Annotated in this window: 15 protein-coding genes and 1 pseudogene; 8 read left to right on the top strand and 8 right to left on the bottom strand. The window is 63.6% G+C overall.

Annotation, left to right across the window (positions count from 1 at the left end; all coding sequences use genetic code 11):
• Window position 1 precedes the first annotated feature (1 nt).
• Window positions 2-4570 carry a DUF4011 domain-containing protein gene (locus ACQS5P_RS00485; RefSeq protein ID WP_428938942.1) on the top strand — a complete coding sequence of 1523 codons (4569 nt, stop codon included), beginning with the start codon at window positions 2-4 and terminating at the stop codon, window positions 4568-4570.
• Here the strand turns inward: ACQS5P_RS00485 and ACQS5P_RS00480 are convergent.
• Window positions 4555-5928, bottom strand: coding sequence for an alkaline phosphatase family protein (locus ACQS5P_RS00480; protein ID WP_428938941.1), 1374 nt, complete (start codon window positions 5926-5928; stop codon window positions 4555-4557). The genes ACQS5P_RS00485 and ACQS5P_RS00480 overlap by 16 nt on opposite strands.
• Window positions 5929-5987: 59 nt before the next feature.
• On the opposite strand from ACQS5P_RS00480, the gene ACQS5P_RS00475 reads away from it, so the two are divergent.
• The 4 genes from ACQS5P_RS00475 to ACQS5P_RS00460 all read left to right on the top strand — a co-directional run bounded on the left by ACQS5P_RS00475 (window position 5988) and on the right by ACQS5P_RS00460 (window position 13030).
• Window positions 5988-6731 carry a 2-phosphosulfolactate phosphatase gene (locus ACQS5P_RS00475; RefSeq protein ID WP_428938940.1) on the top strand — a complete coding sequence of 248 codons (744 nt, stop codon included), beginning with the start codon at window positions 5988-5990 and terminating at the stop codon, window positions 6729-6731.
• Window positions 6732-6764: 33 nt separating this feature from the next.
• The gene (locus ACQS5P_RS00470) at window positions 6765-7865 is read left to right on the top strand and encodes an efflux RND transporter periplasmic adaptor subunit (protein ID WP_428938939.1); all 1101 of its coding nucleotides are present in this window, start codon (window positions 6765-6767) and stop codon (window positions 7863-7865) included.
• A 99-nt stretch (window positions 7866-7964) separates the two neighbouring features.
• Window positions 7965-11480: an efflux RND transporter permease subunit gene (locus ACQS5P_RS00465; RefSeq protein WP_428938938.1), complete on the top strand. Its 3516-nt coding sequence runs from the start codon at window positions 7965-7967 to the stop codon at window positions 11478-11480.
• A gap of 209 nt (window positions 11481-11689) precedes the next feature.
• Window positions 11690-13030: a beta-ketoacyl-[acyl-carrier-protein] synthase family protein gene (locus ACQS5P_RS00460; protein ID WP_428938937.1), complete on the top strand. Its 1341-nt coding sequence runs from the start codon at window positions 11690-11692 to the stop codon at window positions 13028-13030.
• Window positions 13031-13324: 294 nt separating this feature from the next.
• Here ACQS5P_RS00460 and ACQS5P_RS00455 read toward each other — a convergent pair whose 3' ends face one another.
• The 7 genes and pseudogenes from ACQS5P_RS00455 to ACQS5P_RS00425 form a co-directional block, all read right to left on the bottom strand.
• Window positions 13325-14845 (bottom strand): hypothetical protein, encoded by a 1521-nt coding sequence (locus ACQS5P_RS00455; RefSeq protein WP_428938936.1) that lies wholly within the window; start codon window positions 14843-14845, stop codon window positions 13325-13327.
• Entirely contained in the window at window positions 14832-16379 is a 1548-nt protein-coding gene (locus ACQS5P_RS00450; protein WP_428940976.1) for a TIR domain-containing protein, read from the bottom strand. The genes ACQS5P_RS00455 and ACQS5P_RS00450 overlap by 14 nt, the downstream gene beginning before the upstream one ends.
• A 105-nt stretch (window positions 16380-16484) precedes the next feature.
• Window positions 16485-16589: pseudogene (locus tag ACQS5P_RS00445) on the bottom strand (hypothetical protein); the annotation flags it as partial.
• A complete protein-coding gene (locus ACQS5P_RS00440) occupies window positions 16576-16860 on the bottom strand; it encodes a Druantia anti-phage system protein DruA (protein ID WP_428940975.1) in 285 nt (94 codons plus the stop codon). The gene ACQS5P_RS00440 and the pseudogene ACQS5P_RS00445, both read right to left, overlap by 14 nt.
• A 283-nt stretch (window positions 16861-17143) precedes the next feature.
• On the bottom strand, window positions 17144-18073 hold the full coding sequence (locus ACQS5P_RS00435; RefSeq protein ID WP_428938935.1) for an N-acetylglucosamine-6-phosphate deacetylase: 930 nt from the start codon (window positions 18071-18073) through the stop codon (window positions 17144-17146).
• A 13-nt stretch (window positions 18074-18086) separates the two neighbouring features.
• Complete coding sequence (locus ACQS5P_RS00430; protein WP_428938934.1) at window positions 18087-19076, bottom strand: aldolase/citrate lyase family protein; 990 nt, start codon at window positions 19074-19076, stop codon at window positions 18087-18089.
• Window positions 19077-19175: 99 nt separating this feature from the next.
• Window positions 19176-19916 (bottom strand): GntR family transcriptional regulator, encoded by a 741-nt coding sequence (locus ACQS5P_RS00425; RefSeq protein ID WP_428938933.1) that lies wholly within the window; start codon window positions 19914-19916, stop codon window positions 19176-19178.
• Window positions 19917-20181: 265 nt separating this feature from the next.
• Between ACQS5P_RS00425 and ACQS5P_RS00420 the strand changes: the two genes are divergently transcribed.
• From ACQS5P_RS00420 to ACQS5P_RS00410, 3 genes are read left to right on the top strand one after another with little or no spacing between them, the layout of a single operon-like run.
• The gene (locus ACQS5P_RS00420) at window positions 20182-21966 is read left to right on the top strand and encodes a right-handed parallel beta-helix repeat-containing protein (protein ID WP_428938932.1); all 1785 of its coding nucleotides are present in this window, start codon (window positions 20182-20184) and stop codon (window positions 21964-21966) included.
• Window positions 21967-21989: 23 nt separating this feature from the next.
• Window positions 21990-23621: a twin-arginine translocation signal domain-containing protein gene (locus tag ACQS5P_RS00415; protein WP_428938931.1), complete on the top strand. Its 1632-nt coding sequence runs from the start codon at window positions 21990-21992 to the stop codon at window positions 23619-23621.
• The gene (locus ACQS5P_RS00410; protein ID WP_428938930.1) at window positions 23618-25108 is read left to right on the top strand and encodes a hypothetical protein; all 1491 of its coding nucleotides are present in this window, start codon (window positions 23618-23620) and stop codon (window positions 25106-25108) included. The genes ACQS5P_RS00415 and ACQS5P_RS00410 overlap by 4 nt, the downstream gene beginning before the upstream one ends.
• Window positions 25109-25123: the final 15 nt, after the last annotated feature.

The following is a 25123-nucleotide window of genomic DNA, read 5'->3' as shown; positions in this document are numbered from 1 at the left end:
CGTGAGTCAGGACACGGATGAAATCGCACAGAAGCTGGAGCAGACGCGCCGGCGGCTGCTGGATCTGACCCGGGCCAACCGGCTGCTGAATCACCGCCCGCGCGGGCAACGAACGCTGCGCATCGTCGAAGAGCGGCCGGCTCAGGTCTTCGATGTCCTGGTCAATCAGCAGAAGACCATGCAGTTTCTGGCGCGCGAGGAAGCGCCGCCGGAACTGGCTGGTCGGCTTCCGCCGGAGGACGATCCGGATCGCCAGATCCCGGCGCGTCTGCATACTCAGCAGTCAGCACCGAGTCTGGATCAGGAAGACGAGCTTTCGCTGCCGCCGATCGCAAGGGGCCACGCCCGCGGGGGTCCGCAGGCAGACCGCTGCCTTCAGACGCTGTTGCCCGGCCCCAAGCTTCAAACACGTCTGCTGAAGCTGGCGCGCGAGGCAAACAGCAGCCTTCAGGAGCAGGGGGCCAACATCCTGTACCTGACGCTGGGCGTGGTGAAGTGGCGCGAATCGGATGCATCGCCGCAGGACACCTGTGCTGCACCGCTTCTGTTCATTCCCGTCTCGCTGTCGCGCCCCAACGTGCAGACTCGCCACAGCCTGGCGCTGTTTGACGATGACATCCTGGTCAATCCGTGCCTGCTGGAACTGTGTCGCAGGCAATTCAAGTTCGAACTGCCGGCGTTCGACCCCGAGGCCGAGGATGCGGATCTGGAGCAATACCAGCAGCAGATCTGCCAGAGCCTCACGCAAATGCCCGGCTGGAGCTACGAGCCGCAGATCAACCTGGGGCTGTTCAGCTTCTCGAAGCTGCTGATGTACCGGGACCTGGATCCGAAGAACTGGCCGGCGGAGAAGCAGCTTGCGCATCACCCGCTGATCCGACTGTTCAGCGGCGAATCGATTGACACGGCCGAGCTTGGCGAGCCGATCCCCGATCCGGCGTGTCTGGACGAGACAGTGCGTCCCAACGACTGCTATCAGGTGGTGGATGCGGATTCGAGCCAGCAGGCGGCGATCCTGGCGGCCAAACGCGGCGGCAGCATCGTCATCCATGGCCCGCCCGGCACTGGCAAGAGCCAGACAATCACCAACATCATCGCCGAGTGCCTCTCCGAAGGCCGAAGCGTTCTGTTCGTCGCGGAAAAGTCCGCGGCCCTGGAGGTCGTGAAGCGCCGGTTGGAGAACGTCGGTCTGGGCGATTTCGTGCTCGAGCTGCACAGCCGCAAGGCCAGCAAGAAAGCCGTGCTGGAAGAGCTGCGGCGCGTGCTGGACCGGCGCGACAGGCCGCGAGTCAGGGACGTCGATGCGGCCGAGCTGGAGCGCGTCCGCCGGCAGCTCAACGAATATCGCCGGCAATTGCATACGCCCATCAGCAGGCTGAGCCTCAGCCCGTTTCAGGTGATCGGCCGGGCGACCGCGCTGGCGGGCGAACCCGAAGCCCAGGCGCAGCTCGCGGACGTGTTCAACTGGACAGCTCAGGATCTGAGCGACGCCCGCGAGAAGCTCGCGCGGCTCGACGACCGACTGACGCGGACGGGAGATCCAAGCCATCATCCCTGGCGCGGCGTTCGCCTGGACAACGTGGATCTGCACACCCGCCAGCAGGTTCTCGCGGCGGCCAGGGCGCTTGCGGCTTCGCCGTTGAAGCTGCTGGAATCGGCGCGCGCGCTCGCGTTGTGCCTGGGCGCGAGCGAACCGAAGACCGTGGCGCAAGTCCAGACACTTCTGAACGACGCAGTCCTTCTGGTCGATGCGCCAGTGATCGCGCCCGGGCTGGTTGGCGACGAACGCTGGGATCGCCCGACTGCGGAGCTGAAACAGTGGCTTGCCGACGGTATCGAGCGAGCCAGCCACAAAGCGCGCTGGGCAGAAGCATTTCAGCCCGACGCCGAAGTGATGGACTGGACACAAGTCCTTCAGCGCCGACGCCTGCATGGTGGTTCTATCCTGCGGATTCTGCGGCCCTCCTGGCGGCGGGATACTGCACTGATCCGCAATAAGCTTCTGGATCCGAGCAGACTTCCGCCGCTGCAGGAGCAGATCGCCTTGCTGGAGGCGCTGGTGAGCAGCGCAAGGCTGCGGCATCGCATCGAATCGCTTCAGGCGCAGTATGCGCCGCAGTTCGGTGACGCCTGGCGCGGCATCGATGGCGATTTTCAACACCTGGGGCGGCTTGCCGAGACCCTGCCGGCGGTGCGGCAGGCCATCCTCGCGTCTCGAATCCAGCTCGATGTCGCGCAACGAATTCTGGGCAGCGATCGCCGCGATGACCTCCGCCAGGCCGTCGTGCAGGTCCGGCAGGATCTACAGCGGCTTGGCGATGACATGAAGCATTGGCTGAGCGTCGTGCGCAGCGACGAGCAGACGTGGCTGAGGCAGCCCCTCGCCCAGGCGGATCTGACAGAATTGCACAAACGCATCGAATCATTGCCGGGGCAGATCGATCTGCTTCAGGACTGGGTCGATCTTCGCCTGAGCTGCGCCGAATGCAGCGATCCGAAGTTCAAGCCGTTCACGCAGTGGGCATTGGGAAGCGATCGCGCAGTGACAGCGGGACATCTGGCCGCCTGTTTTGAACGACACTTCTATCGCACGTGGCTGGATGCGGCCTTTGCACAGCTTCCGGCGCTGCGAAGTTTTCGCGGCCAGGATCACGAGCGGCTTGTCGAGCGATTCCGCAGGCTGGATATCGAGTGGCTCCAGGCCAGCCGCGCGCGGCTGAGCGCCCTGGTGGCCGAAAAACGACCCGACTTTGACCACGCCGCGCACCGGCAATCGATGCTCGGCATCGTCCAGGCCGAAATCCGCAAAAAGGCCCGGCACATGCCGCTGCGCAAGCTGTTGTCGGTGGCGGGCGACGTGATCAAGGCCATCAAACCGTGCTTCATGATGAGTCCGCTGTCGGTGGCACAGTACCTTGCGCCCGGCGGGATCGAGTTCGACGTGGTCATCTTCGACGAGGCCAGCCAGGTCGAACCCGCCGACGCCTATGGCGCCATCGCGCGCGGCAGACAACTGATCCTCGTCGGCGATGAGCGGCAGCTTCCTCCCACGGCGTTTTTCACCAAACTGGACCTGGACGACTCCGCCGACGACGAGGAGGAATCCGCCCCGGCCCAGGCGGGGGACCTGGAAAGCATCCTCTCGCTGGGCGTGGTGCGCCTGCCGACCTGCAACCACTCGATGTTGCGATGGCATTACCGATCCCAGCACGCCAGTCTCATCAGCTTCTCCAATCACAAGTTCTACGACGACCAGTTGCGGGTCTTCCCAAGCCCGCACACGGACTGCTCGGAACTGGGGCTGGCGTTTCGTTTTGTTCCGGACGGCGTGTATTACCGCGGAACCGGGCGGCACAACCCCCGCGAGGCGCAGCTCGTCGCCCGCGCCGTAATCCAGCATGCGATTGAACATCCCGAGCTGTCGCTGGGCGTCGGAACCTTGAACCTGCCCCAGCAGCGCGCCATCGAGGATGAGATCGAACGTCTCCGCCGACACGAGCCGGACGATCGCGTTGAGCAGTTTTTCGCTGCCCATGAGCAGGAGCCGTTTTTCGTCAAGAACCTGGAGAACATCCAGGGCGACGAGCGGGACGTGATCTTCATCAGCATTGGATATGGCAAGGACCTCAATGGCCATATGACCGCGAATTTCGGAGCGCTGAATGCCGACGGGGGCTGGCGACGGCTGAACGTGCTGGTGACGCGAGCGCGGCGGCGATGCGTGGTGTTCAGCTCCATCCGCAGCGATGACATCGATCTGAGCAAGACCCAGGCACCCGGAGTGGTGGCGTTGAAAGAGTACCTTTATGCCGCCGAGCATGGATGCTTGATCGATCTTGCCCCGCCAGGAGCGGATCATGACTCGCCGTTCGAGGCCGAGGTGTGCCGGGCGCTGCGTGACCGCGGCTGGACGGTGCATGCGCAGGTTGGGTGCGCCGGTTTTGCGATCGATCTGGCGGTGGTGGATCCGAACCAACCCGGGCGATACCTGCTGGGGATCGAGTGCGACGGTGCCACGTATCACAGTTCGCCGACGGCGCGCGACCGCGACCGCCTGCGGCAGGAAGTGCTGGAGCGGCTGGGATGGAAGATTCAGCGGATCTGGTCCGCCGACTGGTTCCGCCGTCGTGATCAGATCATCCAAGATCTGCACGATCAGTTGACCAGGCTTCGCGACCAGCCGCCGGCCGCGCCTGCGGTGCGGAATGATCGATCTGCCCCGACAGCGGCGGCGATTGTGGCGGCCGATGCAGGCGACCGCCCGGAAGATGCGGACGGCGACGAGCGGGCTTTGGCTGGCTCATCGCCGCGGCGACGGCACCAGCGCCGGTTCGATCCCGATTCGATCGGACCCCAGGACATCCGGCAGGCGATCCTGACCGTGCTGGAGAAGGAATTCGGCATGTCGGCCGAGGCGCTCGTGCAGCGCACGGCCAGATTTCTGGGCTTCGGTCGTACCGGCAGGCGGATCGCGGAGGACATCGAAGAACAGATCGAGGCGCTGTTGCGCCAGCAGCGGATCTGCCGTGACGGCAACGGCGCGCTGAAGCTCTCTCAGTCGAACACGTGACGCAGGATCACGTCGCGCACATCGGTGGCGACGAGGGAATTGGTCGCGAGCAGCAAAGGCTCGGAGCTGATGAGCATCGGCCCGACACTTGGATCTGCCGGCGGCCGGCCGTGCGAGCCGCGAACCAGCGTCGCGTCCAGCGGGATTACCTCCAGCAGCGAGCGAAAACCGAGCTTGCGCTTCAGCAGCGTCCAGGCGATCTTCAGCTTCGGCGCCGGCAGCTTTGGATCGATGAACAGCTCGACAGGGTCGTATCCCGGCTTGCGATGGATGTCCACCGTCCGCGCGAAATCCGGCGCACGATCATCCTCCAGCCAGTAGTAGTAGGTGAACCAGGCCCCCGGTTCGGCCACGACAACGAACTCGCCACTGCGCGGGTGATCCAGCCCGACGCCGCGCTGCGCATCGCGGTCGAGCACCTCCGCGACGCCCGGCGTGGCACACAGAACCTGTCGCACCTCCTGCAATCTCGCGTGATCGTTCACGTAAACGTGGGCCACCTGATGGTCGGCCACGGCGAACGCGGCGCTGGCGCCGGCGTCGAGCAGCTCGCGCTGCAATTCGCTTCGCACCGTCAGCAGCTTGTGCTGCCGCAAGACGCGGTTGAGGTGGACCGGGCGGCTTACCGGCGCGATGCCGTATTCGCTCAGAATGATGACGCGGGCGCGCGCGGTCTTCTGGAAATGATCGATCAGCTCGCAGATCACCACGTCGAGCTCATTGGCCTGGCTGTCAATGCGGGGATCGTCGGGACCGAATCTCTGTAGCCCGTAATCGAGATGCGGCAGATAGATCAGGCTGAGCGTCGGGTTGAACTGGACATCCACTTCGATGGCAGCGTCCGCGATCCAGCGCGTCGATTCGATCGACGCAGCCGGGCCCCAGAACCGGAAAAGCGGAAACTGCGGCAGGATGTGCTGCTGCCAGGATCGCACCCAGGCCGGATGAGTCCACAGATCCGGGATCTTTCGTCCATCGGCGGGATACATGGGTCGCGGCGTGATCGTCACGTCGCAGGTGGAGTACATCGCATACCACCAGAAGAGGTTGGCGCAGGTAAAGGATGGATCTCGCTGCCGCGCGATGTCCCAGATGCGCGGTCGCTGCACGAGCTTGTCGCTCTGGTGCCAGAAACGCACCTCGCAGGTATCGCGAAAGTACCAGCCGTTGCCGACGATCCCATGCTCGCGTGGCAGCGTGCCGGTCAGATATGTCGTCTGCACGCTGCACGTGACGGCGGGCAGAACGTGCCCGATCGTCGCGACGCGAGTCGCGGCGGCGAAACGGCGCAGATTCGCCATCCGCTCCAACAGCTTCGGCGTGAGACCCACCGCGTTAATGACGACAGTCTTGTGCATCGCCTGTATCACGGACCAGGATCGTACCACGCGCGCCAGAGGCGTGATACATTGCCAGGATGATCCGAGTCGACGTTGTGCCGTTGCCGACAGAGCTGCAACCGCAACACATCGCTGAGCGCGCGGTGGTCGTGTTTGATGTGCTGCGGGCGACAACGACGATCGTCTCGGCGCTGGCCGCGGGGGCGCGGGAGGTGCGGGTGTTCGACTCGCTCGAGGCGGCCCGAAATGCCGCCCGTTGCTTCGACGGGCCAAAGCTGCTGTGCGGCGAGCAGCGGTGCCTGCCGCCTGACGGGTTCGATCTGGGCAACAGTCCTGGACAATTTACGGCGGATCGGGTTGGCGGTCGGACGATTTTCCTGAGCACGACCAACGGAACGCGTGCGATCGTCGCGGCGCGCGGCGCGGCGAGGTTGTTCGTCGCCGGCCTGGTCAACGCCACCGCGACGGCGCGGGCGCTTGTGCGCGAGTCTCCAGACGTGACGCTGCTTTGTGCCGGGACGAACGGGCAGCCGGCGGTTGAAGATCTGATCGGCGCCGGCGCCGTGGCGAGCGCGCTGGAGCAGTTTGGAATTGTTGAACATTCATCAAACACGGCGAGGCAGGCGATTCGACTGTTCCGTGACAGCCGCGACCGCCTCGCCGAGGTGCTCCGAAACACGTTGGGCGGGCAGAACATACGCAGCGTCGGGCTCGATGCGGACATCGACTTCGCGGCGCGCATCGATGCATTCGATCTGGTGGCGCAAGTGATCGGCGATCCGCCTCTCGTGCGAGCGATCACGAAAAATCCATCGGATTGACGGCGTCTTTTTGCAGTGCCTAGCATCCAACCCATGCGTCACGCAAAGCTGTGCCTCTCGGCCATCCTCGCGATCGTGTTCTCATCCGCGGCGGCGGGGCAGATGGGGCCGCAACAGGTCCTGGTCGCGCCCGTCGAGAAGCGCAGCATCGAGCTGACGCAGCCGCTGGTGGCGTCGGTCGAGCCGGTGATGCGCAGCACCGTCGCCGCCGAGCAGGAGGGTCTGGTTGCTGAAAGAACCTTCGATGACGGACAGCGCGTTCAGAAGGATCAGCGTCTGGCGCGCGTCAACACCGACCTTCTGGAGATCGAGCGACAGGCGGCCGAGGCGCAGGCTCATTCGCTGGAAGCCGAGCTGGCCTGGGCGAAGGCGGATTTGGCCAACGCGCAGCGCGAGGCGGCGCGGGTGACGCAGCTCTATCAGACGCAGGTGGCGCCGGAAAAGGAATACCGCGACACGCTGGCGCGAAGCGAGATGGCCGCCGCGCTGGTCAACTCGCGTGCCGCCAGCCTGGCCGCCAGGCGCGCCGAGCTTCAGCGCCTGGAACTGATGGTCCGCAAGGGCACGACCCGCGCGCCGTTCGACGCCGTCGTCGCCAGACGATACGTCGAAGTCGGCCAGTGGATCGAAAAAGGCGATGCCGTGGCCGATCTGGTGCGACTGGACCCGCTGTTTGTTCAGGTGAATGTTCCGGAATATCTGGTGGCGCGGCTGACGGAGGGCGATGAGGCCAGCGTCACGATCGACGCGCTCAATGGCCAGTCGTTCAGCGGCAAGGTCGAGCAGATTCTGCCCGAGGCCGACCCGGCCAGCCGCACATTTCGCGTGAAGATCCTTCTGCCCAATCCGCAGTATCTGATTCGTCCCGGCTTTTTCGCGCGGGCGGTGATCGTCACCAGATCAGACAAGCCGGTGTTTCTGGTGCCACGGGACGCGGTGATTTCCCAGGGCCCCCGATCGCACGTGGTCGTGGCGCGCGACAACAAGGCCACGATCGTGCCGGTGATCCTGGGATCGGGCCTGGGCGAGAAGATCGCCGTCTCAGCAGAGCTTCTGGACAATGATGTTGTCGTGATCCGGGGGAACGAAGGCCTGATGCCCGGCGCGCCATTGATGGTGATGAACCAGCAATAGGATTTGCCATTTTTGATTTGCGATTTGTGATTTGAGTGTCGGCATCGTGATCCGGCCGGGACAGATCAAAAGTCGAAAATCAAGAATCGAAAATCGATTATGTCGTTCGTCGAACGCTGCATCCGTCAACCCGTCGCCGTCGCGGTGGTGGTTCTGCTCGTGGTCATCTTCGGGATGATCGGGCTGTTGCGCGTGCCGGTGCAGCTTACTCCCAACGTCGATCAGCCGGTGATTTCGGTCACCACGCGCTGGTTCGGCGCCAGCCCGCAGGAAATTGAGCAGGAAATCCTCCAGGAACAGGAGGAGGTGCTTAAGACGCTCAGCGGACTGCGGCAGATGACCAGCGAGGCGTTCGAGGGCGAAGGATCGGTGCGGCTGGAGTTCTTCGTCGGCGTCGATAAGCAGGCGGCGCTGAACGAGGTGCGCGACAAGCTCAGCCAGGTGCCGGAGTATCCGCCGCAGGTCGATCGCCCGAATATCGAATCGGTGGACAGCAGCTCGCGCGACTGGATCGCCTGGATGCTGGTCCGTCCGCTGAACAATGACCCGGCCAACGTGAAGCCCGGGCCGGGGTTCAACGGGGATGTGACGGAGCTTCAGACATTTCTGGAGGATTTCGTCAAGCCGGAGCTGGAGCGTGGCGAGGGAGTGGAGTCGGTGCAGGTGCTGGGCGGGCGCGAGCGCGAGATGCAGGTGCGGGTGGACATGCAGAAGCTGGCGGCGCGCGGGATCAGCGTCGATCAGTTCGTCGAGGCGCTGCGACAGGAGAATCTCAACGTCAGCGCCGGCGCGATCCCGCTGGGCAAGCGCGACATCTCCATCCGCGCCATGGGCCAGTACGACGACCCCGAGCAGATCCGCAACACGGTCGTCGGCTGGACCGCCGCCGGGGCGCCGGTCTATGTGCGTGACGTCGCCGACGTGGGCATCGGCTTCAAGCGACAGGTGTCGTTCGTGCGCTCCGAGGGCCAGGACGTGATGGCCCTGAACGCCAAGCGCGAGACCGGCACGAACGTGCTGACGGTCATGCAGAACCTCAAGCGGCAGATCGAGAAGGTCAACCGCGAAATTCTCGGTCCAAAGGGGTGGTGCCTGGAGCTGAATCAGGTTTACGATCAGACGGTGTACGTCGATCGGGCGGTGACGCAGGCGGCCGACGACCTGCTGCTGGGTGCGGCGCTGGCGGCGGTGGTGCTGTTTTTGACGCTGCGCAGCGTCGGGGCGACGCTGGTCGTGTGCATCTCGATCCCCATCAGTGTGATCGGCACGTTCCTGGGCATGGCGCTGACCGGGCGAAACCTGAACGTGATCAGCATGGCGGGGCTGAGCTTCGCGATCGGCATGGGCGTGGACAATACGATTGTGGTGCTGGAGAACATCTTCCGCCACCGGGAGATGGGCAAGGACCGCCTTCGCGCCGCCATCGATGGCGCCCAGGAAGTCTGGGGCGCGATCGTCGCTGCCACGCTGGCCAACATCGCCGTCTTCCTGCCCGTCGTGTTCATCCGCGAAGAAGCCGGACAGCTCTTCAAGGACATCTCCATCGCGATCAGCATCTCGCTGCTGCTGTACATGGCGGTCAGTCCCACGGTGATTCCCGTGCTGGCGACACTGTTCCTCCGCAAGATGCCCGGCGGGTTCGTCGAAAAGGGAGAGCAGGTGTCCGAAGAGCCGACGCAGACGCTGCTGGGACGGCTCACCCGGCCGATCTCCCGCGCCGGCGCACGGCTTTCACACGCGTTCTACGCGCTGGTGCTGTGGCTGACACACGGCCTGGTGCGGCGGGTGGTGCTGGTGGTGGCGATGATCGGCGCCGCCGTCGTTGCCAGTGCGCTGCTCATTCCGCCGCGAACCTATCTGCCCTCGGGCAATCAGAATCTCATCTTCGCGTTTGTGCTGACACCGCCAGGGTACGCCGTCGAGGAATACCGGCAGATGGCGTATCACGTCGAGCGCGCGCTTCGCCCGTGGTGGGAAGCAAAGCCGGGGTCGGACCAGCTCAAGCAACTTCAGGACGCCTGGAAGCAGGCGCGGGACCAGGTGATGGTCCCCATGATGCAGCAGCAGCTTGCGGGGATGGAGCAAATGCTGGCCGCGCAGAACAAGCCCCCGCAGGAGATCGCCGCCGCCACGGCGCAGACCAGAAAGGAGCTGGAACGCCTGCGCAATTCTCCGCCGCCCGCGGGCATCGACAACTTCTTCTTTGTCGTCTTCCAGGGGATGGTGTTCATGGGCGCCACGAGCAATGACCCGGAGAACGTGGGATCGCTGGCGTACCTTTTCCAGCAGGCGACGCAGGGCATCCCCGGGACTTTCGGGGTGGCGCAGCAGGCGACGATCTTCGACCTGGGTGACAGCTTTGGCACGACGGTGGACGTGAACCTCTCCGGCGAGCAGATCGAGACCGTCCGCAGCGCCGCGGCGATCGTGCAGGGTATGATCATGGGCAATCTCGGCACCTTCCCGGTGCCCAACCCGCAGAACTTCGCGCTGGGGCGGCAGGAGACCCGCGTGCTGCCCGATCGGATCCGCGCCGCATCGGCGGGGATCACCACCTCCACCATCCGCCGGGCCACACAGATCGCCGTCGATGGTGAAGTCATCGGCGACTATCGTGAAGGCGCCAAGTCGATCGATCTGACCATCATGGCGCAGCGGCCGGCGGATCGCGGCGTGGAAGCGCTGCGCGATCTGCCGCTGGCGGGGCGCAGCGGGTGGGTCATGCCGCTTTCGCAGGTGGCGGATTTCGTCCAGACCGACGCCCCGCAACGCATCCGACGCATCGAAGAGCTTCCCGCAGTTACGCTTTCGGTCCCCGTCCAGCAGAATCAGACCGTCCAGCAGGTCGAGGATTCCATCTGGCAGGGAGTGATCGAGCCGGCCCGACAGCAGGGACTGATCCCGCCGGAGATCAACATCCGCACCTCCGGCTCGGCCGCCAAGCTCAGCCAGTTCATGCGCGCGTTCATCCCCGGTTTTGTGCTGGCGGCGGTGATTACGTACCTGCTGCTGGCGGCGCTGTTCGAGAGCTGGCTGCACCCGTTCGTCATCATCATGAGCGTGCCGTTCGCGCTGGTGGGCGGGTTCCTGGGGCTGCGACTCATGCACGAGTATCAGCCCGACATTCAGCTTGACGTGCTGACGATGCTCGGCTTCGTCATCCTCATCGGCACGATTGTGAACAACCCCATCCTGATCGTGCACCAGGCGCTGAACTACCTGCGCGAAGGTCTGGACCGCCAGCACGCCATCGCCCTGAGCACACAGACGCGTGTTCGCCCGATCTTCATGAGCGTGATCACGTCGGTGGCCGGGATGGCGCCGCTGGTGTTGCTGGGTGGGGCCGGCTCGGAACTGTATCGCGGGCTTGGCGCAGTGGTGATCGGCGGGCTGCTGCTGAGCACGGTGTTCACGCTGTTCCTCACGCCGACGTTGATGAGCCTGGCCCTGGATGCCCAGGCGGGCATTCGGCATCTGCTGCACCGCCAAGGCAGCGCTCACGCTCGGCGAGGCGGGGCTGGCGTGCAGGATCTGCGCGAGGCCCCGGCTTCGGCTCACAAGGCCGCCCCCACCGAACCGGTCCTGTCGCGCTCACCGTCGGTGGAGCAGGGGTAGAGCCGCCCGCCCAAGTGCCGTGCCCCCGACATACAGGCGAGCTTGTGTCACCCCCCACAGCCCGCAGTGCTGCCGTCTGCGGAGTGCAGGGCGAAGGCGCAGGTGTGTGCGCAGTCGATCGAGCACCAATCCAGCGGATGCAAAGCGAAACGAGAAGTGGCAGAGCACAAGGTGACGGAGTGCAGATTGTGAATCTAATATTCGCTTGAGTGCACAGCGATCCAATTCCTTTCAGCGCTATCCACTCAGGCCGCCGCGGCCGCGGGCGGGTGGTCATCACCGGCATCGGGGCGGTCAGTCCCAATGGCATGGGAGCTGAAGCGTTCGCGTCGGCGTGCGCCCAGGGACGCAGCGGGTTGCGGTGGATTGCGGGAATCGATACCTCGCGAATCAAATCGTCCGTCGCGGCCCAGGTCATCGATTTCGATCCGCTCACGGTGATGGATGCGGTGGATGTCCGTCGCGCGCCGCGAGTGGTTCACCTGGCGATGGCGGCGTCGCGCCAGGCCATCCAGTCCGCCCGACTCAACATCGATCCTGATGACATTCAGCAGCAGCGGGAAATTGGCGTGGCCCTGGGCACCGGCGGCGGGGGACTGGCATTCGTCGAGGAGCAATATCGAACCTACTTCACCGAGGGAACCGGATCGCTGTTCTCGATCACCGCCGGCACGCACGGCAACCTCTCCAGCGACCTTTCCATCGCCCTGCGCCTTCGCGGGCCTTCCCACGTGATCTCCACCGGCTGCGCCAGCAGCACCGACGCGATCGGCTATGCGACGATGCTCATTCGCGCCGGCGTGGTGCCGATGATGCTCTGCGGCGGAGCCGATGCGCCTGTCTCGGCGGGAATCTTCACCGCGTTCGAGAAGATGAAGGTCGTCTCGACCCGGCGATGGGACGATCCCACAAAGGCGTCGCGACCGTTCTCCAAAGACCGCGACGGCTTTGTCCTGGGCGAAGGCGCGTGGATGTTCCTGCTGGAGGATTGCGAGCATGCCATGAATCGCGGAGCCGACGTGCTTGCAGAGGTGGCCGGGTATGGATCGACGTGCGATGCGTATCATCGCGTGCAGATCGCCCCGCAGCTCGATGAGCCGGTGCGAGCCATTGAGCTGGCGCTGGCTGATGCGGGGCTGGCCAAGGATGAAGTGGGCTACGTGAACCTTCACGGCACCAGCACGGAGCTGAACGACCGCATGGAAACGGCGGCGATGCACAAGTGCTTCGGCCGCCGCGCAGAACGGATTCCGATGAGCTCGACCAAGTCGATGATCGGGCATCCGCAGGGCGCCTGCGGGGCCGCGGGGCTGGCGGCGACGGTGCTGAACATGAGGCACGGGCTGCTGCACCCGACGATCAATCTGGATGATCCGGATCCGAGCTGCGACCTGGACTACATCCCGAACGTGGCGCGAGCCCAAGAGGTGGACGTGGCCGTGTGCAACTGCATCGCCTTCGGGAGCAAGAACAGCGTGCTGGTGATCCGACGCGGCGGCGTGTCCCTCCCACCCGCTGCCGAATCACAAGCCGCACCGCCCAAGCCCTGAGATCCGCCGCCAATGCCCCGGCGGCCAGATTGGACCCTTGGCCGAACGCCGGTACCGCGTGGTGTGATTGCTCAGGCTCCAGAAGCTATCAGGCTCCAGGAGCTATCAGCTTATTGAATCTCACGAACTCATCGGGATCAGTGAACGCCGTGAAGAACAGCGGCTTGCCGGAGAACGCCAGCGGCGAACGGGACCTACCGCCATGAATGGGAACTCTTGCAGGTCGCGGTGCGGAAAGCTCTGCGGATCGCGCGGTGTTTCGTGGAGTTCGAGGGACCGCCTGTCAATCGTCCCTCAAATGTAGAACTTGAAGTTCGGCCGACGATCCGTGACTGTGGGGTTGGAAATCAGGATCTCGCCCACGGCGTCCGAGAACCCGACCGTCACTGGCTGACTGTCGCCAAGCTTGCAGGCGTTGTAGTTGAGCTTGGTCAGCCCCAGAATGTCGCATGCGACCAGTTCGATGGGCGCTTCTCCGTGCTGGATGTCGATGCGAAGCGGAACCGGTGTTTCCCATCCGTCATACGTTGCGATCCTCGGTTTGAAGCCGGCGGCATAGAGAAGTCCGGAGCGTTCACTCGTCTTGAGGAAGGTGCCCCGAATCACCGGCATCTTGCTGTCGCGGAAGAGACGAGGGCCGTACCCATCACTCCGCACACGAATGCCGACGATTTTGCAGCCCGTGGGGCAAGCCTCCTGATAGCCGGCGAATTCGTCCTTGCTGATCGAGGAGCGGCAGTGAAGGAATACTTCTTTCAGAGGACGTCCATCCAGGTCCGAATAGGTTTTCAGCACGCCCTCCAGCAGTTGCTTCGCCGCCGAGTGGCTCAGGTGGAACTGGTTGTTGTCCGGCGAGTACCAGGGGCCGTACTCTCCGAGGAACACGATACCGTCACCTGAGTCGAGGAACATCTGGGCGGCGCAGCAAGCCGTCTTCGGGCTGTCGCTGGCTCTCCGGAAAGCGATGCCGACGTAACAGACGCCCTCCCGCGCCGTATTGAGCTTCCACGGCTTGCCGCCGCTCTTGTAGTAAAGCGCCGTGCCGAGGTTCCACATCCTATCGGAAAGCCGCGTGAGACGCCGTTCGCCGAATTCGGCGGTGTCCGAGAGGCGGAGTGTCGATTCCTGAATGATCTGGAGGGGGATGTCATACCGCATGGTGCGTGCCTTGAGTTGCCGGCGAAAGTCTGGGGAGAGCTTGTACTGTTCAGGATCAAATGTCTCGAACAGTTCCATTTGTCCCCGCTTGCGTGACTTCTTCTGCTCGCGGGAAATGCCGACATCGGTCGCGTCGGAGACGCGGGATTCGGTGCGGCAATTCGTTCTTACCTCGTCCGGCACCACACAGATCGCCACGGCAATCTTTACGTCCTGCTTCCGCGCCTTCTCGAACGCCTCCATGAACTGCTCGACGACTGCAAAGCATCGGTCGTGGCTGTCGCGCTTGCGGGAGGCTTCGAGAAGCTTGGTCTGGTCGAGTTCGTAGTAGGCCGCTGGTTCTGGGGACCATCGGCTGCCGAACGCCACCTCAAATCCCGGATAGGGCGGCCAGAGCCGATGCTTCCGTACTTCTGGGACGGCAAAGGACTGGTTCATCGCCTCCGACCAGCCTCGCATGGCGCGAACGCCTTGCGGCGCTCCGATGACCATGTAGGCCGGTGTCTGTGGATGCGAAGGCTGCCCCTGAGAAAACGGGCCGAACATGGCGAGTCCGTCATGGGGATCGAAGGCGTGCTGCGCTGACGCGAACTGCAAGCCGGGTTCGTCGAGGTAGAGCACTTGCTCGATTCCGTGCGCGACGTCAGTCATTGTCATCTTCGTCTTCCTCCTCGTCCCGGAGGTGCGCTTCCTCCTCTTGTCTGATGGCGATGGCATCGGCCAGCGCCTCCTCATTGAGTCGGACGGGGATTTGCCATGTTCTGGATTGCGAATCGACAACAATCTTCTCGCTGTTCACATTCCCGATGACGATGCGGTCGCCGCCGTTGGCCAGGAACTGCATCACGCCCATCGTCCGGGCGAGCCACTCCTCGTTCCACCAACTCTTGCAAATCTTCTTTCGGCGGGCGTTGGCAGTCCGGCCAGAAAAGAGCTTGCCCTCCGTATCGGTCAGTCTGAGCCGGATGCGGACGATGATCTCGTAGCCACCCGCTGCCGATTCCTTCGGGACAAACACTGGCGCAATGTGGTATCGGAACTTGTGGGCGCGTTCCCCCTTGCCGTGAGTGCGCTCACCGGCAACGCGAAAATGGGTAGCCTGGCCGTCCAGCCTCCGGAAGGAAAGATTGTCGTTCTTGAGCAGACCGAAGGGGAAGTAAACGAGGTCGCGGTCTTCGCAATACAGCAGGCCCCGCCGTCGGCATTCGGCGTAGAGCGCCTTCTTGAGAAGCTCCTTTATCAGATGGTCAATCCGAACTCCGTCCAGTTCCGACACCGTATTCCAGACGGCACCGCCTTTGGGAACGATGTCAAGATTACGCGCCAATTCGATGGGCGGATGATGGAAACTGAGAACATGAGTCGGACTGATTTCCCGGTATGCCCATCGAGAGAGATCCGGTGACGCTTCGTCAGCAATGGGTTTGTTGGAGTAGAAACGCAGAATTGCTTGCGGAAACTCGATCACGCGGAAAAGGTTTGACGCAAGAACTTCTGGCTCCGCAAGCACGATGTCGGGCGGGAAATACGAGCGGATTGCCAGATCCCGCGCGCCGTCGGGCTTTCGAGGGCAATTCGCGGCTGCCAAAACCTCTTCGATCTCCTTCAACCCGGCGGCCCAGCCCTGAGTGAAGTGGGCTGCCGTAAGACGCCGCGTCTCCTGGTCCAGGGAGCTGCTATCAATCGCTTTCGCGAGCGCGGGCAGCACAAGTCCCTCCCCGCGCTGCGAACCGACCGCCTGGGCGATACTGCGGCGGGCAGTGAAGTCCGGGTCCGCGAGTGACTCGAGGCTGAGGATGCAGATATACCGAAAGGCCCGGTTAGTAAGCAGGCCACGAACCGTTTCGGTGACGGAGCTACCTGCAAGCGGTGCAAGCCCGCGACACCAGACGTGATAACCGGCAAGGGTGAGCCGGCGGGCCAGCCAATGGGCCAGCGCGGCGTCGGCATCGACATGATCGATGACGAGATGGTCAGGGGAGTAGGCAAGAGAAAGTCCGCCGGCGACCGGGAAAAACGGCGGACAGAAGATCTGCGGATGCCGCGCGACCAGTTGCCGATGCGTCGTCGTGAGCATGGTGCGCAGACGCTCCAAGCCGTACAGCTCGAGCGTCCAGCCGTATGTCTTCCGGATGTGATCTACGGCCGCGTCACGTTCTGAGGCCGTGAATGCGGCGGTGCACAAGAACACCAGCCGCTGGCAGGTGTGACCGTTTTTGCAAATCTTTTCGCTGTCTTCGCCGAGCTTGTCTCGCCAGTCTTCGCGAACACTGTAGGCGAAGATGGCGACCGTGCCGTTTGATGCATCGACGTGGATGGCATCGCGGCCCTTGTCCTTGCTTCCCCCCAGCGGTTCTATGTTACGATACCCGTCCAGCGCCATCAGGTCATGGCACAGGCGCTCGAATTGCCCATAGTCGGTGAGCTGTTCGAGGCACTAAATCAGGATACCTCAATAGAACGACGAACGGCTCCCGGTGAATTCCGTGGTTCATTAAATTGCGTGACAGGCCGACCTGCGACAGAATCCGACGGACGACTTCACGGCGGTTGCGAAACCCACTGCCCCAGGACCCCTGCTTGGCCGTCTTGTCGCAACACTTCTCGGCAAAATCGCGAAGCTGTGAAGACGCGCCGTTGGTGAAACTGAAACTCGCCCCAACCGCTCGTATAGCCGACGGACAGCATCAGCAACCGGTCATGGTGTTGCAGGTAATCCTCGATCAAGGACCGTCCGTAGGCGGATTATAGTCGGAGCCAAGTGCTCGTCGGCGGGGACACCGGCGATCAGAGACTTGGCTGGCCCTTCCACTGAAACGCCCAAATCATCTTACGCAATCGCGTCCCGGACTGCCACGCGATGCCGGGCTGCTTGCCGGAATACCTTCGGCCAACTGTGCAGTTGGCGACGGGCGCTTGTTTCGCCGAATGACGCGATTCGTCACCCTGTTCAAGTCAACCCATCCCGATCGCCGTGCGGGGGTTGAGGCAGGTGAGTTGGCGGATGGTGTGTTCGTCCAGGCCGAGCTGGTCGCGCAGGATGCGGTGCTGGTCGCGCATGGTGCTGGCCGAGCCGAGGAAATGGCTGCCGTCGGGAGAGCGCGCGACCATGTCCGGGCCGACGGTGACACGCCATCGTCCCAGGCTGTAGGTTCCCGGCCCCAGGCCCGAAGGCGCGGTGCCGTCGGTGACAACGATTGATCGCTCGATGCCCGCGAGACTAAGGTAGTTGGCCAGCGCGAAGGGGGGGATATGCACGCCGTCGGCGATGAAGCAGCACCAGAGCCTGGTACGGCGGGCCAGGTAAAGCGCCCGCTGGATGATGTTGTCGTGGCGATGCAGCACGGGCGGACAACCGTTGCCCAGGTGAGTGAACATTGTCAGTCCCGCATCAATGGCGGCGCGAAGCTGATCGAGCGTGGGGTCGCAATGCCCGGCCGAGACGACCACGCCGCGCTCGGCCAGAAACCGAATGACGCGGCATGAGGCATCGTGCTCGGGGGCCAGCGTGAGCACGCGGAGCAATCCGTTGCAGGCATCGAGCAGGGCGCGTGCGGCGTCCGGATCCGCGGGTCGAATGGCATCGACGGGATGCGCTCCGGGGTAGCCGCTTTTGGGAGTGAGGAACGGCCCTTCGATGTGCAGGCCGGCGATGATCCGCCTGGCCAGCTCATCGCGCTCTCGCAGCGAGACGATGGCGCGGATTCTGGCGCACATCACGGAGAGTTGTTCGGTGATGATGGTGGCCAGGCATCCGCTCACGCCGTCTCGTTGCAGTGCCTCGCAGGCCAGATGGAGCTGCTCAGCGGTGAGGTTGTCGGTGTTGAAATCGACGCCAGCGTAACCGTTGAGTTGAAGGTCGAAGTAGCCGGGTTGGTCAGTCATCGGGGTGAGGATCTCAGGTTGTATCGGTGGCGGCGCTGGTTGCGGTGGTCAGCGAGTAGGGGCGCACAACTTCGAGCAACTTGGGCCAGGCGACGGTGAGCTCGGTGACATCGCCGCCGTAGTACAGCAGGTCTGCGCCTGCCTCGATGGCGGCGTCGAGCAGCCGGCCGGGCGTGACGAGGATGCCCGCATGTTTTCCGGCGGCGCGTGCCTGGCGCACGCAGTCGCGGACGACCTGGATCATGGCCTGGCCGTCGAGGTGTCCGAGCATGCCCAGACTCGCGGACAAGTCTCCGGGGCCGATGAAGATGCCGGTCAGTCCCCGGGTCTGACAGATCTGGGGGAGATTCTCGACGGCCTGGCGGGTTTCGATCTGTGCGAACAGATGGGTTCTTGCGTCGGCATCGGCGAAGAGCTTTTGTCGGTCGGGATGCAGGCCGTAACCCACGCCGCGACTGCGGACGTTGTATCCGCGGCATCCCAGTGGCGGGAACTTGCCGAACTCCACAAGCTGTCTGGCCTGCTCGGGGGTGTTGATCATGGGGACGATGACGATGCGTGCGCCGACCTCCAAGGCGCGCAGGACATGATGTCGCTGCCCGTCGGGCACTCGCACCGCGGGGATTGCACCGCCGGCCTCGATCGCCACGCACAGCGTTTCGACGACGCCGTAGTCTGCCGGCCCGTGTTCCATTTCGATCCAGACGGTTTCGAAGCCGATGCGGGCGGCCAGTTCAGCCAGGCGTGGCGATCCGCTGTAGACGCACACGCCGCGAAGGATGCGTGGCCTGCCACCCGGGTCGGTGAAGATGTCGGCCTGAGCAGATTGCGGCTGGGCGGATGGCGCAGGGTGATCGGGCTGCGCCGCGTGCTCGGGGTGAATCGAACGATAGACTGGCTGTCGCAGGGGCGGAGCGGACGGCCCAGACGCAGTTGCCTCGGGAGTTGGCTGTAATGTGCCGGAAGGTGGTGGTGAGGTGGAGCCGGTGTTGGATGAAGACATGGCGGATTCCCCGTGCGCCCGTCCGAGTTACCCACGCCCATATGACAATCAGACGAGTTGGAGCGTGCGGGTGCGGCGACGTGCGCGCGCTGCGACGAGTTACACCACCCACTTCGGCTCGAACTCGCTGTTTTCGTAGCGTTTTTCGACGGCGATACGTGCGGCGGCGACGTGCTGGCGAACGAGGCGCTCTGCGTCGTCGGCGCGTCCGTCCTGAATGGCCCGCAGGATGGCCAGGTGCTCATCGCGCACCACGCCGGGATCACGATCCGCCCGGACGAACTTGCCCAACACCCGATAGTTATCCGCCAGCCGGATCAGCATGCTGTTGCCGGACAGATGGATCAGTTGCGAGTGAAGCTGGCGGTCAAGCGAGCCCATCTCGTCGAGCTTGCCCGCCACGCCCAGCTCGTAGATTCGCTCGGCCATGTCCATCAGCTCGCGGATCTGCACGCGGGTCACGCGTTCGCAGCAGCGTCGCACGGCCAGGGCCTCGTGCATCTCGCGGACTTCGAAGCTCTCCAGGACTTTTTCCTTGTCGAGCTTGCTGACATACACGCCTCGGCGATCGATGGTCTCGACCAGGCCATACGCGCGCAGTTCCAGCAAAGCTTCGCGGACGACGCCCTGGGCGACGCGGAACTGCTCGGCCAATTCCTGCTGGCGGAGCTTGGAGCCCGGCTTTCGCTCGCCGGTGAGGATCATCCGCTGAAGGGTTTCGCGGATGTGGTGGCGAGTGAGGCGAGGCTGCTTGCTGGAGGACTCGCCATCCCCGGAAGTCAAACTGACATCAGGCTTTTCGATGACGGCCGCTGAAGCTGAACCTTTTCGGGTTCTCATATAACAATCTTATATCTCCGTTCAATCGCGCAGTCAAAGAGATAATAGATAAAAGGGGGCTGTCCGTGAGGTGGAAGGGGATCAATAGATAATGGTGTCCGCTGTCTGTGATTGGATCGACTGAGGCGGTGCGTGCACCGCGGCTTGCGGCACGCGAAATCGTGATTTTCAATAAATTTAACATTTTAACGATTATTTTCTTGCACCCCCGCCAGCCCTTCGGGTACACCACATCCCCGGGCGGCATATCCCGTCCCTTCTGTCTATGTCCACACCACTTCGCGCACAGTACGATCGATCGGCATTTGGATTTGCGGCTGGGGCCGGGCTGGCGGGGCGGCGGTGCATCTGGCTTCTGCTGCTTGGTTTGGGGTTGACAGCGTCGCTGGATGCACAGGCACCGGCGGCTGCGGGGCCAGGCAGCGCGGGTAAGGTCGGCCCGCAGACCGAAGCCGTGGATTTGTCCCGGTATGCCAGGGTTATTTACGTCTCGCAGACGACTGGCTCAGACGCCGCCGACGGCAGCGGCGAAAAACCGCTGGCCAGCATCGAAGCGGCGATGTCACAGGCTCGCGACGCATCAGCCGATAAACGCTGCGCGATCCTGGTGTCGGCCGGGGTCTACGGCGGTGCGACCGTCGAGCTTAAGCCTTACGTGGATCTTTACGGGGGCTTTGATCCGGACAACTGGTCGCGGGACATTTTCGCGCATGCGAGCGTGATCGATGGCGAAAACACTCGTCGGCCGGTCGTCGGCGCCGACCACGCCCGCATCGACGGGTTTGTGATCCGCAACGGCCGGGCTGACGGCCACGGCGGGGGGATCCTCTGCCGCCGCAGCTCGCCGGTCATCTCCAACAACATCATCATCGAGAACCTCGCGGTGGAGCCGGCGGACTACGTCTGGGGGCTGTTCCACCAGGTGGGACACGACGGCGGAGGCATCGCCTGCATCGACGGGGCCAACCCGCTGATCACCAACAACATCATTGCGCGCAACAGGACAAACGTCGGCAACGGCGGGGGCATCGCCGCGCGGAACCTGAGCCTGCCGATCATTGAGAACAACGTCATCGTCGAGAACCGCACCGGGCTGAAGGACAACGACCCGGACAAAAAGAAGCGTGCCCGCAGCAGCAACGGCGGAGGGATCTCGTTAAGCCATGCTTCGGCGCTGACATCGCGCGCCCGGGTGGCCGGCAATGTGATTCTGGGCAACCGTGTTGGCGGCAACAGCGATGCCGGGGGCATCTACTGCGAATACGACTCGTCGGCGGAGATCGTGGGCAACTGGATCGTGAACAACACGGCCGAGGACGACGGCGGGGGGATGTACGTCATGAAAAGCTCCGAGCCGCTGCTGGCGCAGAACGTGTTCGCCGGCAACGTCGGCGGCGCGCTGCGGCTGAGCAAGGAGGGAAGGGCACGGATTCACGACAATCTGTTTGTGGCCAGCGCGGGAGTGATCACGTGCGTGGACTCATGGATGCTGCTGGCGAACAACACGATCGCCGACAGTCCGGGGGGGGCGATTTCGTACAGCAATGCTCGCTACTCGCACATCCGGCCGTCGGTGGTGATGAACAACATCTTCGCCGGCAGCGATCCGCCTGCCGCGACTGCCGCCGACGGCTCCGAACTGCTGGTGATGAAGTCCAACTTCGCGGGCGATCCGCTGTTCGTGAATGACGGCGTGCAGGGACAGTTCAAGTCGATCAGCTACGATGCGGCAAGAGTGCAAAGCCGGGTGGAGCTGGCATCGTCGATTTCGCGGCCGGGCAGACTGGTCGGACGGATCATCCGCATCGCCCAGCGGTGGGGCGTGATTGCCGACGCCAGTGGCAATGAGTTGACGGTTTGGGGCGACGTGCGCGGCGAGACTGGCGGGGCGGGGCAGTTCCAGATCCTGCCATCGTATCGCTTGTCGGAGCAGTCGCCGTGCCTCGGCAAGGCGGCGGCGCTTCCGGCGGCGCCGGCGGACACCCCGCCGACACAGCTCAAGGTGGATCTGTCGCCGCGAAACCTGGGTGCAAATCTGATGCGCGAGTAATGCAGACTCGGAGACTACTGGGCATGTTCGAATTGAATCAGTCTGGCCGGGTGAGCGAAATGAGCCGGCGGAACTTCGTGCGGATGGCAGCGGCGACGGTGGCGATGGCGGGGTCGGGGATTTCGTTCGGCCCGGCGCAGGCGCAGCAGGCGCCGGCCGAACCTTCCGCGCTACCCGGCTCGCCGCACAAGCTTGGCGGCCACAAACACCTGTTTATCGACGACTGGCTGACCGCCGAAAGGCACAACGTCGTGCTGACCGTCAATCCCCCCGAGCGAAAGGGCCTGGCGCTTATCGCCGACCAAGCCTGGGAACGCGGCGGGCTGACCAGCTACGCGAACGTCCTGTGGGATCACCTGGCCAAAGAGTACCGGATGTACTACGTGCCGATCGTGGTACAGGGCGGACAGCGCTGGTGTCTGGCACTGGCCACGTCGCGTGACGGAATCCACTGGGAAAAGCCGGACCTGGGGGTGATCGAGCGTGACGGGTCGAAGAAAAACAACATCGTGATCGAGATGCAGCGCGAGGGAACGGTCATCATCGATCCCAACGCGCCACGGGAGCGGCAGTACGCCTTCCTTTCCAGCGACAGGGATGGCATGGTGCTGTTCACCTCGCCGGATGGCATTCGCTTCACGCAACATCCGCAGCGCCTCAGCCCGCATCACTCCGACAGCCAGCTTTCGACGTTCTGGGACGACCAGCGGCGCAAGTACGTGCATTACTTCAAGGTCTCGCACGGCGGCGGCGAGGACTGGTACAAGTCGCCACAGATCCGGATCAACCCGAACATCCCGTTTCCACAGTCCGAACCACTGGGACGTTCGGTGGCGCGATTCGAGACATCGTCAATGGATGAACCCTGGCAGGGGCCGTTTACGGTGGTGATGGCGCGCGACAACGACGATCCGCCGGGCACGGACCTGTACACCAACTCGTGCGTGAAGTACGCGCCGACGCCCGATGTGTATGTGGGCTTTCCGACTCCCTACTACCACTACAACCATCCGAATCGCAAATACCTGAACGAGCCTGCGCTGAAGCTGGGCGGCAAGACCAACGACGGCTCGCTGGACACGCAGCTTGCGGTCAGCCGCGACGGGATCCTCTGGACGCGCTACCGCACGCCATACGTGCCCGTGCATCACGAGGAAGGGTTGTGTTTCTGGGTGAACATGATCTTCCCCGGGCTGCTGTATCACAAGGATCGGATCGATCAGTTCTACGCCGGTTATACATTCACGCACGGCGACACGGGCGCGCGGACCCGGCTTCAGGGACGCGAGCTTGGGGGATACCTTCGCGTCTCGCAGCGGATCGACGGGTTCGTCTCAGCGGATTTTGCCTACACCGGCGGCAGGCTGGTGACCAGGCCGTTCATCTTTGACGGCTCGCGATTGTTCCTCAACGTCAACACGTCGGCCAGCGGAGAAGGTCGCGTCGCGATCCTCGACGAATCCGGCCAGGCCATCCCGGGCTTCACCATTGACGACTGCCAGTTCATCAATGGCGACTACATGGCCAGGATGGTGACGTGGAAGGACGGGGCAGCCGACACCAGCGCGCTGGCGGGCAGGCCGGTGCGGCTGGCGTTCGAGATGCGCGGAACCAAGCTCTACTCGTTCTGGTTCGGTTCGGCGGAGCAGGCATGACACGCTGGATTGCATTGGTCTCGGCATCAGTGCTGTTGGTCTGCGCGGGGCTTGCTCAGGAGCCTGCAACGACCGCCAGGAAGACGCAGACGCGCACGCAGAGCTTCGATTCCGATCCGAAATGGGATGCTCGCAACAACCGCATCCGCCCGCTCAATCCGCCGCTGATCAATCAGAACTTCGGCTACGACCCGGCGCGCAAAGCGATCGGCGGGGAGTTCTGGTCGAGCATTCGGCCGGCGTGGTACGGCAAGCCGCTGGGCAGCAAGTCGATGGACGATGCACTCAGCGCCTCCGGTTCGATTCAGGTGATCGAATCCGCTTCCGGCACCGGCTGGCAGAACAGCTCCAACGTATTCGTAGGCTGGTTCGAGGCTGACGAGAAGAGCCTGATCTGGCGGCCCAGAAACTTCATCGGGTTTCGGCTGCAATCGACGCACGATCCGGACGGTGCTTTTGTGGAGATCAGCTACGGCACGAGCCAGTGGCAGGCGGGCGGGACGTTCGTCAACAAGCTCGGCGGGGATCAGGAAAAGCTCGTACGCGAGCTGAAAGATGAAGATCTGCTTCGTATCCCGCCGGATGGATCCAGGCACGAGTGGTCGCTGAGGTACGATCCGAGCGGCGGGGACGGCGCGGGCGAGATCATCTTCACGTTCGACGGCAAAGAGTCGCGCCTCCGCATCGCCAGGCACCTGCGCAAGATCGGGGCCAAGTTCACGCACTTTGGCGTGTTTCCGCCGCGAATTCCCGGCCGGCGAATCATCGCCTATTTCGACGACCTGATCATCGATGGCCAGCATTTCGACTTTGCCACGGACCCCAAGTGGGAAGGATCGGGCAACCGCCGGCGATATCGCGACCCGGATCAGTACGCCTACAACCAGTTCGGCTACAGCGCCAACACCAGCTTCGCGGGGGGAAGACCGGGCGAGCTTGGCGGGCGATTCATGAGCTGCGATCCGGGTGAAGAGCAGTTCAAGGCTTATTACGGCGACCGGATCGGGTCCCTGAGCTTGAACGATCGGCTGGTCGCCAGCGGCAAGTTCGCGTCGAAGGAACACTGCATCGACGCCACGATGGCAATCGGATGGTTCAACTCCGCCGAGCAGGGCTGGCCGATCAGGAACTTCGTCGGCGTGTATTTCGACAGCCTCTCGGATGTCGGCAGGATCGTTCAGCCGTTATACGGCACATCGCAGGGGACCAGGGACCGCCCGGGCGATTACATCACGTTCGAGCCGGGCGGCAGAGTGTACGAGTGGACGCTGGAGTACGACCCCGCCGCCGCCGACGGCCGCGGAGCCATCACCTTCACGCTGGGGGATCAGAAGATCACCACGCCGCTTGCCGCCGGCGCCAAGGCCGCGGGCGCCGTCTTCAACCGCTTCGGCGTGTTCAACATGCAGTGGGCCAACAGCAAGTGGTGCGACGTCTACTTTGATGATCTGACGTACACAGTCGGCGCGGCAAGCGAAAGGGAATGAAAGAACCGCCTGACA

It is taken from the genome of Fontivita pretiosa (genome assembly GCF_050410795.1).
In the GTDB taxonomy this organism is placed as follows: domain Bacteria; phylum Planctomycetota; class Phycisphaerae; order Tepidisphaerales; family Tepidisphaeraceae; genus Fontivita; species Fontivita pretiosa.
The sequence above is the reverse complement of the archived record's forward strand: the minus strand, read 5'-3'. Positions and strand labels throughout refer to the sequence as shown.

Coding starts and splice junctions, on each gene's coding strand:
- ACQS5P_RS00420 (WP_428938932.1), top strand. CDS start 20,182: ATGTCCACACCACTTCGCGCACAGTACGATCGATCGGCATTTGGATTT.
- ACQS5P_RS00415 (WP_428938931.1), top strand. CDS start 21,990: ATGTTCGAATTGAATCAGTCTGGCCGGGTGAGCGAAATGAGCCGGCGG.
- ACQS5P_RS00470 (WP_428938939.1), top strand. CDS start 6,765: ATGCGTCACGCAAAGCTGTGCCTCTCGGCCATCCTCGCGATCGTGTTC.
- ACQS5P_RS00410 (WP_428938930.1), top strand. CDS start 23,618: ATGACACGCTGGATTGCATTGGTCTCGGCATCAGTGCTGTTGGTCTGC.
- ACQS5P_RS00475 (WP_428938940.1), top strand. CDS start 5,988: ATGATCCGAGTCGACGTTGTGCCGTTGCCGACAGAGCTGCAACCGCAA.
- ACQS5P_RS00480 (WP_428938941.1), bottom strand. CDS start 5,928: ATGCACAAGACTGTCGTCATTAACGCGGTGGGTCTCACGCCGAAGCTG.
- ACQS5P_RS00465 (WP_428938938.1), top strand. CDS start 7,965: ATGTCGTTCGTCGAACGCTGCATCCGTCAACCCGTCGCCGTCGCGGTG.
- ACQS5P_RS00435 (WP_428938935.1), bottom strand. CDS start 18,073: ATGACTGACCAACCCGGCTACTTCGACCTTCAACTCAACGGTTACGCT.
- ACQS5P_RS00430 (WP_428938934.1), bottom strand. CDS start 19,076: ATGTCTTCATCCAACACCGGCTCCACCTCACCACCACCTTCCGGCACA.
- ACQS5P_RS00425 (WP_428938933.1), bottom strand. CDS start 19,916: ATGAGAACCCGAAAAGGTTCAGCTTCAGCGGCCGTCATCGAAAAGCCT.
- ACQS5P_RS00455 (WP_428938936.1), bottom strand. CDS start 14,845: ATGACAATGACTGACGTCGCGCACGGAATCGAGCAAGTGCTCTACCTC.